Source organism: Streptomyces sp. RLA123, from assembly GCF_056270165.1.
In genome coordinates, this window is record NZ_JBWDOR010000003.1 from 7,807,754 (window position 1) to 7,825,273 (window position 17,520).

General features: G+C 70.3%; 18 protein-coding genes and 1 pseudogene. 8 read left to right on the forward strand and 11 right to left on the reverse strand.

Annotated features, from left to right (window positions below; all coding sequences use genetic code 11):
• Positions 1-29 precede the first annotated feature (29 nt).
• Positions 30-1,013 carry a tetratricopeptide repeat protein gene (locus RV983_RS35695; protein ID WP_475989857.1) on the forward strand — a complete coding sequence of 328 codons (984 nt, stop codon included), beginning with the start codon at positions 30-32 and terminating at the stop codon, positions 1,011-1,013.
• A gap of 38 nt (positions 1,014-1,051) precedes the next feature.
• Here the strand turns inward: RV983_RS35695 and RV983_RS35700 are convergent, their stop codons facing one another.
• Complete coding sequence (locus RV983_RS35700) at positions 1,052-1,339, reverse strand: DUF1905 domain-containing protein (protein ID WP_475989858.1); 288 nt, start codon at positions 1,337-1,339, stop codon at positions 1,052-1,054.
• 195 nt (positions 1,340-1,534) lie between these two features.
• The gene (locus RV983_RS35705) at positions 1,535-2,032 is read right to left on the reverse strand and encodes a hypothetical protein (RefSeq protein ID WP_475989859.1); all 498 of its coding nucleotides are present in this window, start codon (positions 2,030-2,032) and stop codon (positions 1,535-1,537) included.
• A gap of 400 nt (positions 2,033-2,432) precedes the next feature.
• On the opposite strand from RV983_RS35705, the gene RV983_RS35710 reads away from it, so the two are divergent.
• Entirely contained in the window at positions 2,433-3,371 is a 939-nt protein-coding gene (locus RV983_RS35710; protein WP_475989860.1) for a PP2C family protein-serine/threonine phosphatase, read from the forward strand.
• Between the two features lie 164 nt (positions 3,372-3,535).
• Positions 3,536-3,892: a carboxymuconolactone decarboxylase gene (locus RV983_RS35715; RefSeq protein ID WP_475989861.1), complete on the forward strand. Its 357-nt coding sequence runs from the start codon at positions 3,536-3,538 to the stop codon at positions 3,890-3,892.
• A gap of 190 nt (positions 3,893-4,082) precedes the next feature.
• On the opposite strand, the gene RV983_RS35720 is transcribed toward RV983_RS35715, so the two are convergent.
• The 3 genes from RV983_RS35720 to RV983_RS35730 form a co-directional block, all read right to left on the reverse strand.
• Positions 4,083-5,672 (reverse strand): MFS transporter, encoded by a 1,590-nt coding sequence (locus tag RV983_RS35720; RefSeq protein ID WP_475989862.1) that lies wholly within the window; start codon positions 5,670-5,672, stop codon positions 4,083-4,085.
• A gap of 235 nt (positions 5,673-5,907) precedes the next feature.
• On the reverse strand, positions 5,908-6,888 hold the full coding sequence (locus RV983_RS35725; RefSeq protein WP_475989863.1) for an esterase-like activity of phytase family protein: 981 nt from the start codon (positions 6,886-6,888) through the stop codon (positions 5,908-5,910).
• 250 nt (positions 6,889-7,138) lie between these two features.
• A complete protein-coding gene (locus RV983_RS35730; protein ID WP_475989864.1) occupies positions 7,139-7,420 on the reverse strand; it encodes a hypothetical protein in 282 nt (93 codons plus the stop codon).
• 255 nt (positions 7,421-7,675) lie between these two features.
• Here RV983_RS35730 and RV983_RS35735 point away from each other — a divergent pair.
• The 3 genes and pseudogenes from RV983_RS35735 to RV983_RS35745 all read left to right on the forward strand — a co-directional run.
• Positions 7,676-7,894: pseudogene (locus tag RV983_RS35735) on the forward strand (hypothetical protein); the annotation flags it as partial.
• A 284-nt stretch (positions 7,895-8,178) separates the two neighbouring features.
• The gene (locus RV983_RS35740; RefSeq protein WP_475989865.1) at positions 8,179-9,288 is read left to right on the forward strand and encodes a DNA alkylation repair protein; all 1,110 of its coding nucleotides are present in this window, start codon (positions 8,179-8,181) and stop codon (positions 9,286-9,288) included.
• A gap of 94 nt (positions 9,289-9,382) precedes the next feature.
• Positions 9,383-9,793, forward strand: a complete 411-nt coding sequence (locus tag RV983_RS35745; protein ID WP_475989866.1) for a DUF732 domain-containing protein — start codon at positions 9,383-9,385, stop codon at positions 9,791-9,793.
• Positions 9,794-9,797: 4 nt separating this feature from the next.
• Here RV983_RS35745 and RV983_RS35750 read toward each other — a convergent pair whose 3' ends face one another.
• Genes RV983_RS35750 through RV983_RS35760 form a run of 3 tightly spaced genes read right to left on the reverse strand, consistent with a single transcriptional unit; the run spans position 9,798 to position 12,617 of the window.
• Positions 9,798-10,511 (reverse strand): NADPH-dependent F420 reductase, encoded by a 714-nt coding sequence (locus RV983_RS35750; protein WP_475989867.1) that lies wholly within the window; start codon positions 10,509-10,511, stop codon positions 9,798-9,800.
• A 32-nt stretch (positions 10,512-10,543) separates the two neighbouring features.
• Positions 10,544-11,575, reverse strand: coding sequence for an LLM class flavin-dependent oxidoreductase (locus RV983_RS35755; protein WP_475989868.1), 1,032 nt, complete (start codon positions 11,573-11,575; stop codon positions 10,544-10,546).
• Entirely contained in the window at positions 11,568-12,617 is a 1,050-nt protein-coding gene (locus tag RV983_RS35760) for an LLM class flavin-dependent oxidoreductase (RefSeq protein ID WP_475989869.1), read from the reverse strand. The genes RV983_RS35755 and RV983_RS35760 overlap by 8 nt, the downstream gene beginning before the upstream one ends.
• 104 nt (positions 12,618-12,721) lie before the next feature.
• Between RV983_RS35760 and RV983_RS35765 the strand changes: the two genes are divergently transcribed.
• Complete coding sequence (locus RV983_RS35765; RefSeq protein WP_475989870.1) at positions 12,722-13,210, forward strand: MarR family winged helix-turn-helix transcriptional regulator; 489 nt, start codon at positions 12,722-12,724, stop codon at positions 13,208-13,210.
• Between the two features lie 31 nt (positions 13,211-13,241).
• On the opposite strand, the gene RV983_RS35770 is transcribed toward RV983_RS35765, so the two are convergent.
• Positions 13,242-13,991, reverse strand: coding sequence for a hypothetical protein (locus RV983_RS35770; RefSeq protein ID WP_475989871.1), 750 nt, complete (start codon positions 13,989-13,991; stop codon positions 13,242-13,244).
• Between the two features lie 333 nt (positions 13,992-14,324).
• On the opposite strand from RV983_RS35770, the gene RV983_RS35775 reads away from it, so the two are divergent.
• Positions 14,325-14,663 (forward strand): hypothetical protein, encoded by a 339-nt coding sequence (locus RV983_RS35775; RefSeq protein WP_475989872.1) that lies wholly within the window; start codon positions 14,325-14,327, stop codon positions 14,661-14,663.
• An 18-nt stretch (positions 14,664-14,681) separates the two neighbouring features.
• Here RV983_RS35775 and RV983_RS35780 read toward each other — a convergent pair whose 3' ends face one another.
• The gene (locus RV983_RS35780) at positions 14,682-16,328 is read right to left on the reverse strand and encodes an aromatic amino acid ammonia-lyase (protein WP_475989873.1); all 1,647 of its coding nucleotides are present in this window, start codon (positions 16,326-16,328) and stop codon (positions 14,682-14,684) included.
• Between the two features lie 11 nt (positions 16,329-16,339).
• Entirely contained in the window at positions 16,340-17,302 is a 963-nt protein-coding gene (locus RV983_RS35785) for an ABC transporter substrate-binding protein (protein ID WP_475989874.1), read from the reverse strand.
• Positions 17,303-17,520 lie beyond the last annotated feature (218 nt).

Sequence of the window (17,520 nt, forward strand, 5' to 3'; positions counted from 1 at the left end):
GAACCTTTGGCCACGGTTACTCTCGGGCGATGTCGAATCAGTCAGTGGCGGCGGGAGTCGGTCTCGCCGGTGTGATGGCGCACTGCGGCGGAAGCCCGGTCGCCGCCGTGGAGCTTCTGGTGGGGGCCATAGCCTCGGCACCGGCGGCTCCGGAGCCGTACGCGGCCCTCGCCGAGTTGTGGCGGGACCGGCGCCCGGAACTGGAGGAGAGCCTCGCGGGGGAGGGCTCCTTGAGCTCCCTGCCGGCGCGGGCGTACTTCTTCTTCCTCGAAGGGGGCATGGACGACGCGGCGATGGCCCTTGGTTCGGTCACGGGTGTGCGGCCCGACGTGGCATGGGGCGCCGCACCCTGGTTCGGCGATGCGCGTTTTCTCGGCGCGGTGAGTGCCGAGGCGCTGGCCGAGGCGTGTCTGCGAACGTTGGACTACGGCCACGACCTGGACACCGACGAGATGCGGGAGCGGTTCGCGCCCTGGTTCCACGCCGTCGACGTGGTGTCCGAGCAAAGTCCCGTGCCGGAGTCGCTGGCCGCCATGGCCCGGCTGCCCCGGGCCTGCGGTCGCTACGAGTTGTCCTTCGCCCTCTGCGACCGTGCCGATGCCGTCGAACGGGTCATGTGGACCGCGGTCGCACGAGCGGCCACGTGGCGCATGATGGGCGACCTGGACCAGGCTGCGACCGCCTTCGAATGTGCCTTGACCCTCGACCCCGCCAACTGGTCCCTCCACCTCGACCTGGCGGACGTACGCGCCGAGCAGGGCGACTTCGCCGCGGCCGCGAGCCTTGCCGAACGAGGCCTGGAGCACGAACCTCACGAGATCTCCCTGCGCGCGGCGGGCGCCGCCTACCGGACGCGCCTGTCCGGCTCGTCCGACGACCTGAGGGCCCTGATCGCCCTGGCGCCGGAACTCGCGAACACCACCTACCGGGATCTGCTGATCGACTACGCATGCGCAGGGCCGAAACTGCCTCGAAGACTCGTGGCCGAGGCCCACCGCCTCCGTGAGAACTGAAAGGGCCGTCGTGTCAACCGGTGCCGGTCGGCAGATGCCTAGAGGCGAACGGTCATCTCCACGGTCACGTCGTCGCCGGCGAAGAGGCCCTGCGGCCGGCGAACGGCGTTCTTGAGGGGCAGGAGGTAACCGCCGTCCTTGGGGAAGAGCGACGTCGTGAAGGTGACCTCACCGATACGTGCCTCGACCGGAATCACGCCCCAGCCGTAGGTGGCCATCGCGGCCACCTCACGGATGTGCCCGCACTCGTCGTCCGGCACGACGGCGAAGTAGTACGGTGCCGGCCCACGCCACTCGATGACACGTCCGGCGAAGACAAGTTCCACGACGTCAGTCCCGTTCCTCCAGAAGGGCCAGATCGCCTCAGGCTACAGGCCGCACCACGCTCCTGACGGCCCGTATACCTGGTCATCCGGTGGTGACCGGGGGGTCTCGCAGAGTGCCGTGCCGAGAAAAGCAGAAGGGCCTCGCTCCCGTGGGCGCTTTCCAGGGGCCTTCCCGGCGCGGTAGGGCGGGCGGCGTCAGTTGTGGAAGCCCCACCACTCGTACCGCGGGACCTCGACGCCGTCGAGGTAGGGCTCGGTGGTGTACACGGCGTCACCGTTGCCGGAGCTGCGGAGGTACTTCGCGTTCAGGTTCCAGAGCCAGTTGTTGTCGGCGTTCCACCACTGGTCGGGAGCGTTTCCGCAGGGGCTCGTCCAGACGGCGTTGTTCTGGCTCTTGGCGTCCGTGGTGAGGCAGTGGCCGTTGACCCTGCTGATCAGACGGCGGAAGGTGTATCCGCGCGGATCGGTGTACGACTCCCCCCACCACCAGTTCTGGTTGGCGGACGATTCGTCGCAGGTGGTGGTCCAGACGTTGGCGGTCGTGGGGGACGCGGTGAGGCAGTTGCCCTCCCAGCTGTTCTGGTAGCGCCAGTAGGTCGTCGCCGACGCGGTGGACAGGGAGCCCGCGACGGAGAGCACGAGGGCGGCGAGCACCATGGGCAGGGTCACGCGCAGGCTCTTGGGAGATCTCATGATCGCGAGGATCGACGCCTGAGGCGTTGGTCATGCGAATTGAATGTGAACATGCCATGTCGTGATGGTCATGCTCTCGTCATGCCCGCGGCGGCGAACCATGTGATCCCCTTGTGTGCGCCGATCCGGTGAACGTCCTCGCGCGGTGAGGGCGCGGCGTAGGCAAGCCGGGTGGCGTGCGGCGCGAGCCGAAAGGGGGGCGGTTAGCCTGAGCCGGCCAGGGACCTGGTCGAGTCGGGAGCGATGCGTGACAAGTCCGGGTGCATGGGACTGGGTCGGGAGGCGGAGCCGCCTGCTGCCGGCTGTCCTGATTCTCCTCGCCGCGCTGATCGACATCAGTACGCCGCCCACCGTCAGCGCCGCCGCCCTCTACGCGGCAGCGGTCCTGGCTGCCGCGTCCTTGCTGTCCCTGCGCGGCACCATCCTCACCGGGGCGAGCGCCTTCGTGGTCGACTGGTTGATGTTCCGGCACTTCGGTTACCGCTGGAGTGGGATCGAGTTCAGCGAATTGGTCATGGTCGCGACGGTGACCGGGGTCGCGGTCCTCCTCAATCGGCTTCTGCACTACCGGACAACGCAGCTGCAGTCCGTACGCGACATCGCCGCCGCCGTTCAGCACGCGGTCCTGCCGTCGCCGCCGGAGCGAATCGGGCCGTTGCGCTTCGCGGGACGCTACGAGGCGGCTCAGACGGATGCACAGATCGGCGGTGACCTCTACGCCGTGGCCGAAACGCCGTTCGGTGTGCGTTGCGTGATCGGCGATGTGCGCGGCAAGGGGATGGGGGCGGTCAGAGCGGTCGCGGTCGGCATCGGTACGTTCCGGGAAGCGGCCTTGCAGGAGCCCAGCCTGGTGGGACTCGTGAAACGCCTGGAGCGGGCCATCACCCTGGAGGCTCGGCAGTCGGGCAGCCTGATCGAGCTGGAGGGGTTCGTCACCGGCGTACTGGTGGAATTCTCCCGGCGCGGAGACGAAGTCCGGATCGTGAACCGCGGCCACCCGGCGCCTCTTCTGCTGTCGGGAGACACGGTCCGGTACCTCGAACCCGGCCGGCCGACGTTGCCACTCGGCCTGGCGGCCCTCCGCGCCGACCCCGAATGCGTCGACACCGTGAGCTTTCCCGAGGGGGCGAGTCTGCTGCTCTACACCGATGGACTCACCGAAGGCCGCGATGAAGAGGGCAGTTTCTACGACCCCGTCGGCGGGTGCGCGAAACCCCGCTCTCCCGGCCCGGACGCTCTGCTTGACGCCTTGCTCGCCGACCACCACCGGCACACCGGCGGCAGGCGGACGGACGACATGGCGCTGCTGGCCATCACCCGCACGCGCGACGACGCCTGACCGGGCGCGGGCACTCGATGCTCCACTCCCGGGAGACACAGCCCGAAGTGCGCGCGCCCGAGGAGGCCCTTACGGTGGGAGGGCAACTCGCCGACTTGTGTGGGACTCCCATGTGAGGGTGCGGCGCGTGTCGGCTCCTGCGAACACAGGAAGGCGATCCGGACATGACCACTGCGTCTGACGCTCCCGTTCTCGACACGATCACTGCCATGACCATCGACTCCCTCGAGCGCTGCGGTATGGACGAGCACACACTCATCCTCACCCGCATCGCCGCGCTCGTGGCCATGGATGCACCAGCGATCTCCTACCTCGCTCACATCGATCCGGCCATCGAGACGGATTTGACGGTCGAGCAGGTACAGGACGTTCTGATTGCCATCGCCCCCGTCGTGGGTACCGCACGCGTCATGTCGGCCGCGGGCCATATCGCCGAGGCGTTCGGCTTCGCCATCGCACTGGCCGACTCAGAGGCCGCGTCCATTGCCCAGGCCGAAACCCGGAGCCGGAGCAAGTCCTAGCCTCTGCCTCTGGTGGTGCGGTGCTGCCGGAGAAGCAGGTGGCGCGTGCAGCGATCCGTGGCGGTTGCCGACATACGGCGACCGCCATGACCGTTATCGCTCGACAGAGGCGTCGGCGGCTCCTGCGCACCGACCGAAGCGGATGTCCGGCAGGCTGAGGAGAAGACGGCTGGCACGGATCATGCGCCCGTCAGGGAGCCGACTTGCCGGCGAGACGGCCCCTGGGCAGGTGGCGGGTAAACGCAAACCCGGTGAGCGTGATGCCGGCGGCGGCCAGGATGGCGGCCTTGAGGCTGTCCAGCTGCGCGGTGGCATAGGAGTCGACGATCGCGTCGGCCTCGGGCCGGGGCAATCCGGCGCTCTCGGCGGCGGCGCGTACCTGATCGGTGCTGACGAAGCTGACACCGGCTTCGATGGCGATTCCCGTCTTTTGCCGGGCGGCTTCGGAGATCAGCGGGTTGTCGGCGACCCGGGTCGTGAACGCCTGCACCAGGGCGCCGACGAGGATGGCGCCGATGAGGGCGGTACCCAACGACGACCCCAGGTTCTGGGCGGTGTACTGGAGACCACCCGCCTCACTGCGTTCGGATTCTCCGACGGCGGACTGGACCACGTTGCCGAGCTGGGACGCGAGCAGGCCCATACCGAGTCCCAGGACGGCCATCGCCCATCCGAAGGAGACATCGTCGATGCGGGGCTCGACGGTGGCGAGCAGCCACAGGATCGCGACGAGCAACACCAGCAGACCGAGACGCACCACCGCGCGGGGGCCGGCGAGCCGGCCGAGGAACGGACCGCTCATGGAGGACACCAGCATGGTGACCGAGACGGGCAGCAGCCGCAGGCCCGTCTCGAAGGCGTCGAAGCCCTGGACGACCTGAAGGTACAAGGGGATGACGAAGAACAGGCCGAGCAGGATGAGGTTCTGGACGAGCAGCATGAGCAGTCCGGCCCGCAGGGGCGGGACGGCGAACAACGAGATCCGGACCAGCGGGTCGCCCCCCCGGGCCTCCTGGTGCCGCTCCCAGGCCAGGAACAGGCCCAGGACCACGGCTCCGGCCGCGATGACGAAGACCGTGAGGGAGAAGCCGAAGACCGTGACGGGGGAGTTGCGGGGTTTCAGCCAGCCCCATGAGCTGCTCTGCAGAACACCCAGAACGACCAGGGCCAGGCCGAGGGCGGACAGGAGTGTCCCGCCTACGTCGAGCCGGGGCCTGGGCTCGGGGTGTGGGCGATCGTCGAGCAGCCGTACGAAGAAGAGGAGGGCCACCACGACGACGACCTCGGCGGCAAAGACGAGTCGCCAGGTGAGGTACGTGGTGACCCATCCGCCGAGCAGCGGGCCGACCGCGATGCCCGCCCCGGCCAGACCGCCGATGACACCGTAGGCAACGGCCCGGTCCCGGCCGGTGTACGCGCCGGCGACAAGGGCCGCCAGCGCCGGCAGGACCAGAGCCGCGCCGAGCCCCTCGATCACCGACCAGCCGAGTGCGAGCACCCACAGGGTCGGTGCAGCCGCGGTGAGCGCGGACCCCGTGGCGTACACGACAAGCCCGACGCCGAAGGCCCGGCGGCGCCCGAACATGTCGCCGACCGCCCCACCAGTGATCATGAAGGCGGCCATGACCAGGGTGTAGAGGGTGATGACCGCCTGGATCGCGGTGACCTCGGTGTCGAAGTCCTCGACCAGTTGACTGATCGACACGTTCATCACCGAGGTGTCCAGCACCATGAGGAACTGGGCCGTGCCGAGAATGAAGAGAGCCCGCCAGCGTCCCACCGCGTGCACCTCCGTCGTTCGGACCTGCCCACGGAGGCGTGAGCGGCAGACAACAAAGCCAGCATAGGGTGATAAGGGTGCATTTCGTCGCAAGTGGCAGGCAGGTCACGTGGACGTGCGGAGCGGGAGTGCCGACGGCGCCGCTACGGCGTCAACACCTGGCTGCCCAGCGTGATGCGCGGCCGGGGCTGCGCACCGGGATCCGCCCCAGCAGCTTCGGGGCCGCGCGGATCGCCTACGAGGGCTCCTGGAGTCCGGGCAGGCGGACGGTGAGTTCGTACAGGCGAGTGGTCTGGTTCGCGCTCTGGTTGTCGTCCGTCACCATCAACAGCTTCAGGCGGCCGTCGTGGGTGCGCCCCGTGACCGTCATCCCCTCGATGTTGCCCAGCAGCGGGTTGGCCTGCGGCTGCGGGTTGGTCGCGCCGAGCGGAGGGCAGTTCACCATGTCGACCAGCAAGGTCTTCCGCATGAGCCGGAGGTCGTCCCGGCGGGTCAGGTTCTCGACACCGCTCACGTCGCTCACACCGCGCGGGTCGGCGAGATAGAGCCGGATGATGTTGCCGACGCTCTTGTCGAAGCCCCGCTCCACGACCAGCAGTCTGCCGTCGCCGGACGCGTTGATGTCCGATATCGCCAGACCCGCGTCACGCTCGTAGCCGTACTGCGCGGCGATACGGAACTCGGCGTCGAGCCCGCCGCGTTCCCAGGTCTGGAAGCGTACGCATCGGTGGTCGTCACCCAGCAGCGAGCCCTCCATGGAGGCCACCAGTGTGAGACCACCGGGCTGCAGCGCGAGTCCTTCGAACGTCTCGTTGACCCTGGCTCGCCCGGCCGGAGTGACCCTGAGGCTGTCCGGCGCCGGCAGCACGCGGACGAACGTCCCCTCCCGCGTGTACCGCCGGATGTCCGAGCCCTCGGAGGCGACCAGCAGCGAACCGTCGCGGTCGAAGACCAGGCCCTCGAAATCCGCTTCCCTCCCGTTCTCGTCCAGCAGCCTCATGACACGCACGGGCGCACGGGTCGCGGCGTCCAGGGTGAAGAGTGTCGAGCGGTCCGAGAGGGCGGCGATGTGCCCCTCGGGGTCGAGGGCCAGAGCCGACAGGTTCCCGACGAACACCCCCTGGAAGTACGTCTTGTCGAGGGCATCCGAGAACGAGTCGATGACCGCCCAGGCCGAGCAGGCATTCGACTCCGCGGCATCAATGACAACGTCCACACTGAACCCCTCGCACAAGAACGGCAATCGCCCGCGGTAGATCTACCAGATCCACCTCGCCGGCCCGGCATCGCCTCCCGCAAGGGCGGCCCTACTGCCGCTGTGCCAGGGCTACTTTCATAATGCCGGGCGCTGCTTACGAGGGCCTCCGGCTGTTCTCGAGCGTCCGGCGCGCAATCCGCCGCACCGGATGGCGTCCCGCGTCCCGCGTCGCCTGGCGCCGGTCGTGGCGGCCGCATCAGGCCCACCGTCAATGACGGGAACGACGTGCCGGCCGGTCGTCGCGCGGGAGAGGGAGCCGCCACCCGTACTGCAGGGCGAGGGCTATGCAGCGGGCGTCGCGCCGGTTGTATCCGGTGGACTGCCGAACGTGGTCGACGGCGTCGTTCACGCGGCCGGCGTGGATGAGGCCACGGGCGGTGTCCTGGACGGGGGAGGGGACGGGCAGCCGCAGCGCTCTCACGATGTCCGGGTCCCAGCCTTGTCTGCGTGCCTGCCACGCGTGCCAGACGGCTGCGATCGACCAGGTCATGACGGGTCCCCCGGGTGGCTCCATATGTGGATCAGGTGTGGGGATCATACGGAGGTCATGTGGACGGGCGCGAGGGCTGGTCGCCGTCGCGGTGGGGCGCGGTCGATTCCTCCGGTCCAGTGGCATGTTGCGCACCGCCGGCAGGACGTGCCACCACCCCGCGTTCGCGAGCGGCGCTGTCAGTGATCGCAAGGAGGTTCAGTCGTGTCCCGCCGGTGCGGCGTGGATTCCCCCTCGGTGCACAGGAGATGGGCGTTGTCAGATCGGGAGAGGTCGGGCACGGCACCGGTGACAGCACCCGCACGGCCGCGCAAGCTCGCCGAGGTCCCGTTCGTCGAGCCGGCCGACGGGTGCTTGCAGGGTGTGGTGTCCAGCGGCTCGGACGTCGAGCGGGTGTACGTCTCGTCGGTCGCGGCCGGCAGCTACGCGTTCGCCTTCAGCATCAACAGCAACCGGCCCTGCGGCGGCGCGCAGCCCGCGTCGGAGGCCGTACCTCGCGCGCTGCCCGCGGGCGGCACCGGTGCCGGCACGCTGCCGGCCGCCCATCGGATCCCGGCGCGTCGGGCGCGGTGCTGGTCGCTCGGCATCCGGGCGCGGCTGTGGCGCTGGAGGTACTGCTGGGCGGCGCATGAGCGCGGTGCGACGAAAGCCCACGCAGAGTCACTGCTATTATCGAAGTCGCACGGCTGTCCTCTCGGCCGCGCGACGCACACCCCGATCCTTCGTATGGAGCGGGGAGAACCGAAAGGACCGCCCCGGTGCCGCTCGCGGAAGAACTGCTGGGTCACGCCGCCGCGGCGGGACTCGGTGTCTGCCTGGAAAGGGCCAATGGGCCCCGAGGCGCGGGTGCGGTGCGCTCCGCTGCGACGCGTCTCGACGGCCTGGCCCTGCGGGAACGCAGTGACCTGCTGCGCGACGCCCTGCTGATCGATCTGCCCGACGGCTACCCTCGCGCGGAGGCGGTCGTACGCACTGCGCTCAAGGACCCGCAGTTCACCGGATGGATGATCTGGCCCGTCACGGAAGCCGTCGTCTCCCGCGCCCTGGATGCGGCGGAGCCCGACGCCTTTGACTCCGCCCTCGCGCTGCTGGCCGACCTCACTCCGCGCCTGACGGCCGAATTCGCCATCCGGCGTGTGCTCGTCGCCGACCTGGAACGCGCCCTCAAGATCGTGGAGCGGTGGGTGCGGCACCCGGACGAGCATGTGCGGCGTCTCGCCAGCGAAGGGACCCGGCCCAGGCTGCCCTGGGCGATCCGCGTCCCGGGGATCACCGCCCGGCCTCAGGCGACCCTGCCCCTCCTCGACGCCCTCTACCGCGACCCCTCCGAATACGTACGGCGCTCGGTGGCCAATCACGTCAACGACATCAGCCACGGCGACCCCGATCTGGCCGTCGACGTGGTCACACGCTGGGCGGCGGCCCCCGACGACCACACCCCCCGGCTGATCCGGCACGCCCTGCGCACCGCGGTCAAGAAGGGCCACCCGGGCGCCCTGGCTCTGCTGGGATTCGAACCCGCCGCCGACGTCGCCCTCACCGGGCTCGAACTGACCGCGGCGCGGGTCACCGTGGGGGACGAGCTGAGCTTCACCTTCCATCTGGAGAACACGGGTGACGCCCCGGCCAAGCTGGCGATCGACTACGTCATCCACTACCAGAAGGCCAACGGCCGTACCGCCCCCAAGGTCTTCAAGCTGACGACCAGGACGCTGGGGGCGGGGGAGCGGCTGTCCATCAGCCGACGGCACTCCTTCAAACGGATCAGCACCCGTGTGTTCCATCCGGGAAGCCACGAACTGGAGCTGCAGATCAACGGAGTGGCTCAGGGGAAGGCCGGGTTCGATCTGGTCGTCCCCGCGCCCTGATCACGCCGGCCCCGTGTCCTCCATTCGGTTGAGCGGCCCGGCAACGTGGCCTGGTGCGCCGACATCTGCGGCGGCGATCCGTGACTGTAGGGCGATGAGAATCCTCCGCCTTGCCGCTGCGGTCACCATGCTGATCACCGTCTGCGCATGCGGCGCGGATACCACGCGTACCGAACCGGCATCCACGAACACCAGGGTTTCCGAGGAGGTCCTCGCGGATGCGGCGGCCGACGGCAACATCCCCTCGTACCTCGGCCCCGCGCATCGCGACGCCTACCTCAAGGCCATCGGTGACATCGATCCCGCGCTGGACTCGAGAGGCATGGACCCGGCCGTCTGGGCAGGCCGGGACATCTGCGTGCTCCTCGCGGCCGAGGTCAGCCGCGGCACCGTGATCGCCCGGGCCGTCGACAGTTTCAGCCACTCGAACCACCAGGTGGCCACGACGGAGGCACGGCGCATCGTCAGCGCCGCGGAGAGGTACATCTGCCCCGATCTGCGGTGAGGCGCTACCCGACGGGGTCCGCGGCGGAGCCGGCGGACCGGGCCTCGGCGACGGCGCGGCCGCGGTCGGTCTCCGGGAAACGGGCGAGCATCGCGGTGAGTGCGCGGCTGTCGACGTTGGCGCCGAAGGGCTCGGTCCCCGGTTCGAGGCGGACGCCCCGGGCGAGCGGGCCGGCGACGACAGGGTCGAACCCGAGCGCGTCGACGAGGCGCGCGACCTCGGCCAGGTCGTCGGGGCCGTCGCCGGCGATGGCGATCGCCTTGCGCCCGGGCGCACCCGCGGGCCGTGCCCCGTCCTCCAGGTCGTGGTACCCCATGTGGTTGAACGCCTTCACCACCCGCGACCCGGACAGGAACGCCTGGACGGTCTCGCTCGACGAGGTGCGGGGGTCGGTCAGGTCGTCGCGTATGCCGTCGACCTCCCACCAGTAGTTCATCGCGTCGATCACGAGCTTGCCCCGCAGCGCCTCGGCCGGGACGCTGCGGTACTTGCCCAGCGGCAGCGCCAGGACGGCGACATCGGAGCGGGCCGCGGCCTCGGCGGCGGTGACCGCGACCGCACCCGGGGTGAGAACCTCCACCGTCAGCGCGATGGCGGCCGGGTCGCCCGACCCGGCGATGAGCACCCGGTGCCCGGCGGCCAGGGCCAGCCGGCCCAGCACGGTGCCGACCTTCCCCGCGCCCAGGATGCCGATCGTGCGCACGCCCTCGGTGTCCATGTCGTCTCCGTTCTCTGCGTCGCGTTCGGGCGTCAGCCGGCGAGGATGTCGCGGACCATGGGGATCACCTTGGTGCCGTAGAGCTCCACGGCACGCATGCGGGCCCCGGCGGGCTGCGGGCCCACGGTGTAGATGAGGTCGAACCGGCCGACGCCGAGGTCGCCGACGGCTCGTGCGATCTTGCGGGCGACCGTCTCGGGCGACCCGACGTAGAGGGAGCCGTGCTCGATCTCGGCGTCGAACTCCTCGCGGCGGATCGGCGGCCAGCCGCGCAGCTTGCCGATGCGATCGCGCATCACCTTGTAGCCGGGCCAGAACCCCTCCCTGGCCTCCTCGTCGGTGTCCGCGACGAAACCGGGGGAGTGCATGCCCACCGGGAGGGCGGTCGTGCCGAACTGCTCCGTCGCGCGCCGGTAGAGGTCGATGTAGGGCGCGAAGCGCGTGGGGGCCCCGCCGATGATGGCGAGCATGAGCGGGAAGCCGTAGCGCGCGGTGCGGACGACCGACTGGGGCGAACCGCCCACGCCGACCCAGGTCTTCAGCCGGCCGGACTCGGTCTTGGGGAAGACGTCCGCGTCCTTCAGCGGCGCCCGCGTGGTGCCGCTCCAGGTCACCGGCTTCTCCTCGAGGAGCTTCGCGAAGAGCTCGATCTTCTCCTCGAACAGCACGTCGTAGTCGCTGAGGTCGTACCCGAACAGCGGGAAGGACTCGGTGAAGGACCCGCGGCCGAGGATCACCTCGGCGCGGCCGTGGGAGAGCGCGTCCACCGTCGCGAAGCGCTGGAAGACGCGGACGGGGTCGTCGGAGCTGAGGACGGTCACGCCGGAGCCGAGCCGGATCCGCTCCGTGCGGGTGGCGATGCCGGCGAGCACGGTCTCCGGGGTCGACACCGAGTACTCGGGGCGGTGGTGCTCACCGAGGGCGATGGCGTCGACGCCGATCCCGTCCGCCACGACGGCCTCGTCGAGGACCTGCCGGATCGCGGCCGCATGGGAGACGGGGGCACCGGTGTCGTCCACCGGCACGTCGCCGAACGTGTCGAGGCCGAAGAGGAGATCAGACATCAGCGGGTTCCTTCGTGAGCAGTTCACGTACCAGCGGGGCCACTTCGCGGCCGAGGAGTTCGATGGTGCGGGCGCGGGCCTGCCGGGGCAGGTGGAGGATGTCGTACTTCAGGTCGAAGCGGCTCAGGTGCAGGTCGCGGGCCGTCCGGGCGATCTTGTGCGCCACGGTCTCGGGAGAGCCGACGTACAGCGCGCCGTCACGGATCTCCGCCTCGTAGCGCTCTCGCGTGGGCTTGTAGAAGCCGCGCTCCTCGGCGAGTGCGGTCACGACCGGCTCCCAGTAGCGCCACCAGGTGTCGGCCGCCTCCTCGTCGGTGTCCGCGACAAGGCCCAGCGAGTGCTGGCCGATGGGCAGGGCGGGGTGCCCGAACTCCGTCAGTGCCCGCTGGTAGAGCTCCACGTGGCCGGCGAAGCGCTGCGGGCGGCCCCCGATGATGGCCAGCATCAGCGGCAGGCCGTACCGGGCGGCCCGGATCGTGGAGTTGGGGCTTCCGCCCACGCCGATCCAGGTGGGGATCCCGCCGCTGCGCATCCGGGGGCGCAGGTGCTGGTCGAGCAGCGGCGAGCGGACGGTGCCGGACCACGTCACCGTCTCCTCCCGCTGGAGGCGCATGAACAGGTCCAGGTTCTCGTCGAAGAGCCGGTCGTAGTCGGCGACGTCGTGGCCGAACAGGGCGAAGGACTCGGTGACCGAGGCCCGGCCGAGGACCAGTTGGGCCCGGCCGTCGGACACGGCGTCCAGAGTGGAGAACGCGTGGTAGAGCCGCACCGGGTCGTTGGTGCTGAGCACGGTGACGGAGGTGCCGAGCCCGATGCGCTCGGTGGCGGTGGCCATCGCGGAGAGCAGCACGGGGGTGGCGGTGTCGACGTGTCCTGGGCGGTAGTGCTCGCCGATGCTGAAGACGTCGAGTCCCGCGGCCTCGGCCAGGGCGGCTTCCTCGACGAGCAGCCGGACGGTCTCGGCGTCGCTGAGCACGCGACCGCTGTCCGTCGCGACCTCGCCGAACGAGTTCAGACCCAGTTCGAAGGCAGTGGCCGACATGATCCTCTCCTCCCCGCCCCGGAACGGCTGTGCGCCCGGCGGCCAAGTGATTGACGTGTCAAGCATGCATGGATATGATTGACGTGTCAAACAGAGGGGCGATCATGGAACGGCGACACGGGCGGTTGCCCACCACGGAAGAACTGCGGATCTGGCGCGACTTCGTCGAGACGACCGAGCGGCTCCGCGCGGAGCTGGCATCACGACTCCAGGGCGACTCGGGGCTCTCGACCGGGGACTATGCGGTGCTCCTGGCACTGCAGGAGGCGGACGGGCACCGACTGCGCTCGTCCGAGCTCGCGGCGGCCGTCGGCTGGGAACGCAGCCGCCTGTCGCACCACCTCGGACGCATGGAACGCCGCGGCCTGATCCGGCGCGTGGAGTGCGCCACCGACAACCGGGGTGCCGAGGTCCTGCTCACCGCCGAGGGCGCCCAGGGCTTCCGGCGTGCCACGCTCCCGCACCTCCGGGCTGTCCGGGAACTGTTCGTCGATCCCCTCACGGCGCGGCAGATGGCCGCCGCCCGCGAGATCGCCGAGGCTCTGCGCACCCGGCTGGACGCCCCCGACACCGACGCATCCGGCGCTTCCTGAGCCGGGGCGGCGCTTCCCGGGCCGGGCGGGGCTAGCGCGGAGGGCGCCGGCCGGTGAGTGCCTGCCACTGGTCGCGGGCGGTCTCGAGCCTGTCGAGCGCTTCGTCGAGCGCCTTGTCACGGCTCTGGCGGGCGGTCACCGCGCCCAGATGCCGCCGGGCCTGCTCGGCGGGCCGGGTGTCGGCCCGTGCCTCCTTGAGCTCCTCCTCGGCCTTCTTGACCGACGCGGCGAGCTCCGCCAGAAGCCGGTTCTCCTTGGCGACGAGATTCTCGATGCGCACGCTGAAGCGGCGCACGCTGTCCTCGCTGTGCTCACCGCTCGTGTAGGGCTCCCAATGCACGCCGTCCGCGCCCCTGAGGTAGATATGGTTGGCCATCGGGCTGCGCTCGAACTGCACCTGCACGCCGCCCAGCGGCAGCACCTTCGTCTCCGGCCCGGATATCACCACCACGTGCTCGTGCAGGGACAAGTGACCCAGTGTCGCGACCAAGGCGCCGTGGCCGTGCCGACGCAGCCCCCGCAGCTGCCGCTCGGCGCCGCTGATGCGACTCCGGTAGGCGTGATCGGCGCGGACCACCCGGCCCTCCGCGACCGCCAGTTCCCGTCGGGCCTTGTTCCGCAGCGCCCGAACGGCCCGCCGCTCGCGGTCCAGGCTGTCGCGGTGCTTGTCGTGACTGCCGGAGAAAGCGAAGTGCCGGCCGCCGGGATAACGGTGGAGCCGCCACACCATGCCCACCAGGAGAAGGGCCAAGACGGCCAGGATCACATGGACGATGCCCACCTGCCCACCCCTCCCAGTGACAGCCGCCACGTGCGCTGAGCGCGGGACGACGGAACCAGCCGAAGGTGCCGACTCTGACGAATATCTGTAGATATGCCCGGTTGAGTCGAGGTGGATGCGTGAGGCTTGTGTGATATTGCGACACGATTCGACGCGTGTGCCGTGAGGGGGCGTCAACCGACCGAGTGATTCGGGTCATCGCTCGAGGTTTGGGACGCCCGCCGGTCGTCATGGGCCCGTTGGGGCCGCACGAGAGCAATCCGGCCTGGCGGGGGCGGCGGCGGTGCCTACGCCTTGTGCGTGTCGTAGTCGTTCTGGTGGTGCCGGATCTCCGTGTGCCTCTCGGCGGACCAGGCGGTCAGTTCCAGCACGGTGGACAGCAGTGAGGTGCCGAGCCCGGTCAGGGAGTGCTACGGACCCGGCGCACCCCAGCACGGCAAGGACTTCCTGGTCCCGGCGCTGCGGACGATTCTCGGCGACGCGAACCTCCTGGCTCTGGACGTCCGCCCCATCACGCCCGAACTGACCTACGCCCCCACCGTGGAGCCGCTCCGTCACCTGCTCCCGCAGCACCGTGCCTCACTGGAGGAGGCGCATACGCAGGCACGCCGCCACGCGGTGGAGATCGCCGGAGTCACGGCCGCCGCCGGGCCCGAGTCGCCCCGTACGTGATGACAACCGTGGTGGCGCTCAGAGAGCGGCGAGCACCGGCAGCAGGTCGGCCGCCGCCGTCACGTCCGCCGTCAGCGGGCGGTCCTCGGTCCCGGCCGGGAGCACCGCGTCGGCCACGGTGAACGCGGGCACGGCCGGCGGCGCCGGATGCAGCCGCAGCGCCCGCACCGCGGTGACGAGTTCGCAGGCCAGCACGGTGGTGTAGGCGTCGCCGGCGCGCAGCGACTGGCGGGCGGCCTGGGAGGCGAAGCTCGCTGCCTCCTCCAGGCCGTGGGAGAGCACCGCGTGGCCGGCCGAGGCGGGCGTGGCACATGAGCGCAGGTCCGCCAGGGCCGAGTTGGCGGTGTACTCCAGGATCATCGCGCCCGAACTGCTCGCCGGGCCCGTGGCCAGGAAGGCGGGCAGGCCGGTGATGTCGGGGCGGCCGAGGGCGGTCAGCCGGGCCGCGGACAACTGGGCCGTCTGCAGGACGGCCAGGTTCAGCCCGTCCAGGGCGAGTCCGAGCGGGGCCGCGTAGAAGGCTCCGTGGTGATGGGCCGCGGTGCCGTCGGAGGAGATCAGAGGGTTCTCCGACGGGCAGTTGATCTCGACCTCCACGATCCGGCGCAGGGCGTCGGCGGCGTCCAGGGCGGGTCCGTGTGCCTGCGGGAAGGCACGGAAACCGAACGGGTCCTGGATCCGGCGGCCGGCGCCGTACGGCCTGCCGGGCACGCCCAGCAGCCTGCGCACCTCGGCGGCCGCGCGGGTGACTCCGGGATAGGGACGCAGGGCGTGCACTTCGGGCGCGTACGCCTCCAGCGACCCGGAGACCGCCGCGAGCGACAGCGCGGCGACGGCGTGCGTGGCGCGGAGCAGCAGGTCGAGGTGGTGGCAGGCGAGTGCTGCCTGGCCCAGGGTGAGCGCGTTGCTGCTGAGCAGCGCGAGCGCGTCGCCGGGTTGCGGCACCACGGGCGCGGGCAGTCGCGACGACGGATCGGCGGGACCGAGGCCCGCGTCTCCCGGCTCCGTCCGGGCGCCGCCGCGCCGCTGCACGGGGAATCCGGACGGCAGGACACCGGGCAGGGCATCCGCCGACACCCGGCCGTCGTCGACGCCCGGCGGCCCGGACCCGTCCGGGCGGGGGCGGCCGGTCAGCCAGGGGCGTTCGCCGATCAGGGTGAGGCCGGTCTGGGCGAGGGCGGTGAGGTCACCGGTGCCGAGACCGCCGTACTCGTTGACCGCCGGGTGTACGCCGAGCCGCAGTGCGTCGGTGAGGGCGGTGATGAAGGCGGGCTGGATACCGGAGCCGCCGGAGAGCAGCTGGTTGGCGCGGACGGCCAGCATGGCCCGGACCTGGCGGGCCGGCAGCAGCGCCCCGGCGCCGCCCGCGTGGCTGCGCAGGAGACGCAGACCGTGCTCGGCCTCGTCCTGCTCGGTGACCGGCACCGAGCGGTGCGCGCCCACGCCGGTCCCGCGGCCGTACAGCCGTCCGGTGGCGGCGAGCCTGCCGGCCGCCTGCCAGGAGCGCAGGGCCCGGTCGAGAGCGTCGGGGGGTACGGCCGGCGCGGCGGCCGCGTCGGCCAGCCGGACCACGTCCGGCACGGTGAGGCCACGCCCGTCCAGCTCGACGCCGGTGCCCTCGGGATCCGGGGGCACCCGCGTCGAGCCGTTCAGAGTCGTGTCCATGGAGCCGTGGATCAGCCGAGGCCGACGGACTTCAGCCAGGCCTGCGCGACGTCCAGCGGGTCCTTGCTCTGCGTCTGCACCTGGGTGTCCAGGTCGAGCAGGGCCGCCGTGTCGAGCTTGGCCGAGACCGCGTTGAGGGCGTCGACGCCCTTCTGGTCCAGTCCGGACTTGTAGACGAGCGGCTGCACGTTCTCGAACCCGAAGAGGTTCTTCGGGTCCTGGAGGACCACGAACTTCTCCTTGGCGATGGTCGGGTCCGTGGTGAAGATGTCGGCCACCTGCACGGTGTTCTTCGTCAGCGCCGCCGCGGTCAGCGGGCCGCCCGCGTCCAGCGCCTTGAAGGACTTGAAGTCCAGCCCGTACACGTCCTTCAGGCCCACCAGACCCTGCTGCCGGGTCTGGAACTCGGGCGAGGCTCCGAGGGCCAGGTCCTTGGCGATGTCCTTGAGGTCCGCGATCGAGGACGTGCCGGTGAGCTTGTACTTCGCGGCCGTCGCCGCGTTCACGGTGACCGAGTCCTTGTCCTGCGCGGGCGCCGGCTCCAGCAGCGTCAGCTTGGGGTCGAGCTTGATGCCGATGGCGGCTGTGGTCTCCTCGATCGTCTTCGGCGTGGCGTCCTTGTCGAGGTAGGCCAGCAGGGCGCCGTTGTACTCCGGCAGGACGGTGATCGAGCCGTTCTTGAGCAGGCCGTACGTGGTCTCGCGGCTGCCGATGTTGGGCTTGTACGTGACGTTGACACCCTTCGCCTTGAGGGCCTCGCCGTAGATGTCGGCCAGCAGGATGCTCTCGGCGAAGTTGTTGGAGCCTACGACGACGGTGTCACCCCCGGCTTTGTCTCCCGAGAGCGGGTTGTCGGACTTGCCGTCGGAGGACGACCCACACCCGGCGACGAGTGCCGTGGCGGCCGCGAGTGCGAGGGCGGCCACGCTGCGGCTGCTCGTGCTTGACCTGGTGCTCTTCGCGTAAGAAGTCACAATTCTCGTTCCGGACTCGGCGATTGGTGGGGGCTGGGTCTGGCAGGGCGTGTGGCGTGCGGGCACACGTACGATCCTGATCCAACCCAGCCGGTTCCCAGTCAGTCAAGAGCACTCGGGTCACCGATTAGCCTCCTTGATGCGCAAATGTGGAGAGTGGGCGGTCGCCTTGTAACGAACTCTTGACATGAGGCGTGGCGAACGCAGCTTCGAAGGCG